Genomic DNA, 4,959 nt, shown 5'->3' on the forward strand with positions numbered 1-4,959 from the left:
AGGTGGTCGAAAAGAGAATTGAAGTGCTGACTTTCGTCCCATTTGTGATAACCAGCAAGGTCTAATACTTTTGCGTAGAGTCGATCTTTTTGTTTTTGTGAGGGAGTGAATGGTCTGAGCCCCTTGCCGCCAAGCAGCTCTTTACTGATGAACATTAAATCCTTAGAAACCTGCGAGTAAGCGATATCTAGGATGACGGGCTTTGATTTGAAGTATCCCAAAATCGCGACAAAGTAACATCTATGAGCTCTGAGACGAATTGACCGAAAAACTGCCAATTCCGCATCGTTCAGAGAAAAGTACAGACGTTGTTCTTCGATTGAAAAAATGGGTGGGGAATAAAGATCTGCCTGTTCTGCTCTCGTGAGAATAGTAATTTCGTTTTTGATGGCCATATCAGGGCTGTTCCGTATTAAATGTACGATATTTACCTAATTTGCCACACTTATAAGTAGTAACCCACCTCCGCAGCCATTTATTGGTGTGGTCTACAGAGGATTATGTCTTTTTAGAGGGGAAAATCCCTAGAACCCCATTGTGGTTGATAAGTCCATCAAGGCCACTACCGGGCGAATAGTGCTTGCGACTATTGATAATGAATTCGTTGTTAAGCGTTTAAAGTTAGAGCCGGAAAATAACAGAGTATTATTTCTAAGCTCGAACTCAGAATACAAGCCAATCGTTGTTGATTTTGATGGTGAAAATAATTGGGATGAAAATGTTATTTGGGGCGTTGTCACTAGCGCTATAAGTATTTTTTGATGTGGGTTCTGTGTGATATAAACGCTGCATATGTTTCATTTATTCAGCTTTTCAATCCTCAATACGATATTAATACTACGCCGCTCGGTGTATTAAGTTCAAACCAAGGCAATGTTATAGCGCGAAATCAACCCATGAAAGCGCTCGGCATAAAAATGGGTGAGCCATATTTTAAGGTAAAAGAAACACTTCACAACAGCAATGGCCACGTATGGGGCAGTAACTTCACATTGTTTGGTGATATGAGCAATCGGTTTCACACTGAGCTAGAAGAGCTACTATTTGACTGTCACCGGTACTCAATTGATGAAAGCTTTGGCCATATTGACTCGACTATGGCGCCCAACGCTAAATCATACGCTTTACATATTAAAAATACGTTAGCTAAGAACTTGGGCATTGGTGTTGGTGTCGGTGTCGCTCATACGAAAACACTTGCTAAATTAGCTTCTCACGCAGCTAAACTCAATGCATGGAAAGCTAAAACCAATGGTGTAGCTGTACTCGATACCCCCGTAAAGGTTGATTGGGTTCTTCAAAGGGTAAAAGCAAGTGATATATGGGGAGTCGGTTCAAAAACGGCAGATAAGCTTACTGCACTTGGTATAAATACTGGATTGGAATTAAAAAATTTCAATATAGTAGAAGCAAAACGAAAATTCGGTGTTGTTTTATCTCGAACTATACAAGAGCTGAATGGGGTTAATGCCGTGGAGCTAAAGGACCTAAACGAAGGCCGCGATAGCATTTGTGTTTCAAAAAGCATGGGTAAGCTTGTAACAGATTTAAATGAGCTTAAAAGTGCTCTATCGTCACATGTTTCTACTGGAGCAGGTAAGTTACGCCGGCTTGAGTTGTTCACCAATAGCCTGACTATTTTTGTTTCAACGGATGTGTTTAGGCAGTCTCAGCCACAATTTCGTAAAAGCATTGAAGTGAAATTGCCTTTTCATAGCGCAGACTCGGACGTCTTAATCAGATATGCTATGTTTGCTTTGGAAAAAATTTACCAGGAGGGTTATCTTTTCAAAAAAGTTGGTGTGATCTTCAACCAGCTATTATCAAAGAATGACCACCAGCAACTTAATCTGTTTAATGATTCGGGCATTTCAAACGTAAATAAAAAGACTACCGTAAGCGATGAAATAAATAGTAAATTCGGTAACAATGTCATTAGATTCGGTGTCCAGGGTTTTAAACAAGCGTGGAAGCCAAAAGATGATTTAGCGCCAAAGAGCTACACAACAAACTTAAAAGAATTACCGGTTGCACTTGCTAAGTGATAGTGCGAGGCCGATTAACAAGAGAAAACCGATTCTGCTCAATTCCATTTGTAGAAAAGTTAACAAGATAATTGGAATAAGTATCTATTATCTGACCTCTAAATGATTTGCCCAATAATGTAAATTCGATACCGTTGTAGCATAATCGTGTCTATTAATAAGGTTATCAAATGATAAGAGCATTGTTTCAAGCACCTTGATACTGAGTGGCGAAAGGTTGCTTTGAGTTTGGTAATTACATAAGTTTTTTTCTAGGAAAGCCTCTAGGTTCTCGCGGCTTTTGCAGCAAGGGTGAACTTCTATTATATGAGTATACTCATACGTATGACCTTAACGACCTAACCCAATGATTTATTTGTGTTATTAAGCAGCTTATATACGCCACTTATTTGGTCTCGTTTAACATTTTGCCGTTGGCAATGTTGCGCTAAAAATGCCAGCGCGTTATTCATGGCTTTTGCTAAATCCGTACCACGACTCATGGCTATATCAAAGCAAAATGGTATCCACCACATATGGGCAGTTTTTGCTCCGGTAAAAAGCGACAACACCCGGTTATACTTCTTTTGTGCCGCGTTGATTAGCCAGCGTTTTAAGGTTGCTGCCAGCAAGCTACCCCAAATTAACGTCTCAACGATTGTGGCATGACCTGTATCGAATTTATTTAAATTATTCATCGACTTCCACTCTTTGAATAATAATTCTATTTGCCAGCGAACACGATAAAAATCACCCACAACAGCTGGAGGAAACTGCTCACGGTCAAGGTTAGTGCAGACCAATACATGACGTTTTTTGTGATCTAATGCTGCAAATGCAACGCAACGATAAACCGGGCCATTCGGCCACTGCACATCTAAATCCAATACACCTGCATTGGGTAATTCTTTTAACCATGTTTTCAGCGGCTTCATCTGCTGAGTCTTAGTACAAACCGCCATTGGATTAACACGGTTACACATCCGCATAATAAAATACGCGCAGGCTTCTTGAAGCTGTTGTATATAAGCTTTTGAAAAATAACCTGCATCTGCCATAAATAAGCAGCCTGATAAAGAGGCGGGTGAAGGCAAATAGTCCCGCTCGGGTGCCGTGTCCTCAGTCAGACTAACACCGTCAGGTTGCCCCTTAAACACGTCATAAGTGACATGTAACTCAACCGCTGCCGGACTATTTTCATTAAAACGTCCTGGAAAATAGAACATTAAGTCGTCATGTACAGCGAAACTGGTGCCATCTTGTAAAATAATGCGCTTGAACATGTCCTGATATTTATTCCTGATAGCAAACATATCAGGGAGATGCAGAGCCAGCGCCTTTTCAAACACTTCACGCATAAATTCAGGAGCAGCCATTTTAACCAACTGTTTATGAAAGGGTTTAAGCTTTATGTCCGTTGAGTGCATATGGTTAAATTGCCGGTGCACATCGGCAATCGAATTCGTTGTTCCTGCACCCAGCGCACTGACCAGCGCCATGCAAAACTTCTGTGGCGTCACCTGCCGCCGCCGCTTCATAAAGCCTGATTGCTTGCCAAGCGCATCAAGCTCTGCTGCTGAAAAAAATCGTTCAAAAGCGCTCGAAAATCGGGTATCTTGTTGTTGCTTCATTCGTTTTTCCTGCAAAGGTGATCTTTTTTTTCTGGTAAATCAATTAGATCACGAATGAAGCACCTCTTCAACTCCTAAAGATCATACCTATGTATCATGCATACGCTTAATGCAACCTTTGAAGTTAGTTCCCCCATGTTTATTGCAGGTTACGATAACTCATCTGACTCTGCTGCTCTTGATATCAGGCCAACGGCCATTAAGGGTGCACTACGTTTCTGGTGGCGAGCTATTCATTATGCACAATTCCGGCAAAAAGCTGGCTCGCAATCACAAGCACTAAAGGCCATGCACGCGGCAGAGCAACTGCTTTTTGGCGCGGCTGCCACCCCTAAAACCGCTGTCGGACAAAGCCTAGTGTTCTTAAGAATATGTAAAAACATTCAAGAGAGTGACGTGATCAAAAAAGAGGCTGATCAGGCAAAAAACACGAACGGCAATAAGGTCGGCGCCTTTGCTGGCTGTCGTTATTTTCTGGGAATGGGCCTATATAGTCTCAAAAATAAAGAAATAACCCGCTCTTATATTAAATCAGGCGCCAGCTTTGAAATTCAGTTAGGTTTTAAACCTATGGTATCGCAAGAGCAAATTCAGCAGGTCAAAAAAGCTCTGCTGGCTTTTGGTCTGTTAGGTAATTTAGGTGCTCGGGCAAGAAAAGGTTTTGGTTCGATAAGCATTACACAGCTTGTAGAAAATGGGCAGCAACTAACCCTACCCGGCAATAAAGAAGAATATATCAATGCGTTAAAATCATTTTTTTCCTCAGCCGAGCACTTAACGGCGTTGCCACCCTTTACCGCCTTTAGTGCATTTAGCCATTCCGATGTGTCCGTTGTAGGCTCAGATCCAGTTAAAGTTTTAAACGAAGTCGGTGAAAAACAACAGCGTTATCGCGGATATGGTGAAAACAGTTCAGGGGAGCATAAAGTAAACTCCCAACCGGCATTACAAATTTTTTCTGATGACCACGACGAACTGTATCGTTTTGTAAGAGATAACCAAACGCCAAAACAGCCCAGAAGATTGGTTTTTGGTGTACCCCATAACGTACGCTTTAGCAGTGCTGGCTCAGTCAATATTGAAATTGCTGAAAAAAATACCGCCAGACGTGCTTCACCCTTATTAATTCATATCCACCGTGTCGGCAATGAGTATCTGGCAGTGCAAAGTTTACTGGCGGCACAATTTTTTCCGGAGAATGCCAAGGTTCATAGGTATGATCTTTAGGAGTTGAAGAGGTGCTTCATTCGTGATCTAATTGATTTACCAGAAAAAAAAGATCACCTTTGCAGGAAAAACGAATG

General features: G+C 41.5%; 5 protein-coding genes. 3 read left to right on the forward strand and 2 right to left on the reverse strand.

From position 1 onward, the window contains the following. Positions 1 to 395, reverse strand: a 395-nt coding sequence (locus H592_RS0111300) for a DUF4158 domain-containing protein (protein ID WP_028868872.1), incomplete at its 3' end; no start/stop codon positions are given. 142 nt (positions 396 to 537) lie between these two features. Between H592_RS0111300 and H592_RS22120 the strand changes: the two genes are divergently transcribed. Next, positions 538 to 762, forward strand: coding sequence for a LexA family protein (locus H592_RS22120; RefSeq protein WP_051369137.1), 225 nt, complete (start codon positions 538 to 540; stop codon positions 760 to 762). After that, on the forward strand, positions 762 to 2,045 hold the full coding sequence (locus tag H592_RS0111310) for a Y-family DNA polymerase (RefSeq protein ID WP_028868873.1): 1,284 nt from the start codon (positions 762 to 764) through the stop codon (positions 2,043 to 2,045). Before H592_RS22120 ends, H592_RS0111310 begins: the two co-directional genes overlap by 1 nt. Before the next feature lie 338 nt (positions 2,046 to 2,383). Here the strand turns inward: H592_RS0111310 and H592_RS0111315 are convergent, their stop codons facing one another. Further along, positions 2,384 to 3,655 (reverse strand): IS4-like element ISPa13 family transposase, encoded by a 1,272-nt coding sequence (locus H592_RS0111315; RefSeq protein WP_000813355.1) that lies wholly within the window; start codon positions 3,653 to 3,655, stop codon positions 2,384 to 2,386. A 96-nt stretch (positions 3,656 to 3,751) separates the two neighbouring features. On the opposite strand from H592_RS0111315, the gene cmr1 reads away from it, so the two are divergent. Next, positions 3,752 to 4,882, forward strand: coding sequence for a type III-B CRISPR module RAMP protein Cmr1 (gene cmr1, locus H592_RS0111320; protein ID WP_028868874.1), 1,131 nt, complete (start codon positions 3,752 to 3,754; stop codon positions 4,880 to 4,882). Positions 4,883 to 4,959: the final 77 nt, after the last annotated feature.

The sequence above is a fragment of the Psychromonas arctica DSM 14288 genome (genome assembly GCF_000482725.1).
In the GTDB taxonomy this organism is placed as follows: domain Bacteria; phylum Pseudomonadota; class Gammaproteobacteria; order Enterobacterales; family Psychromonadaceae; genus Psychromonas; species Psychromonas arctica.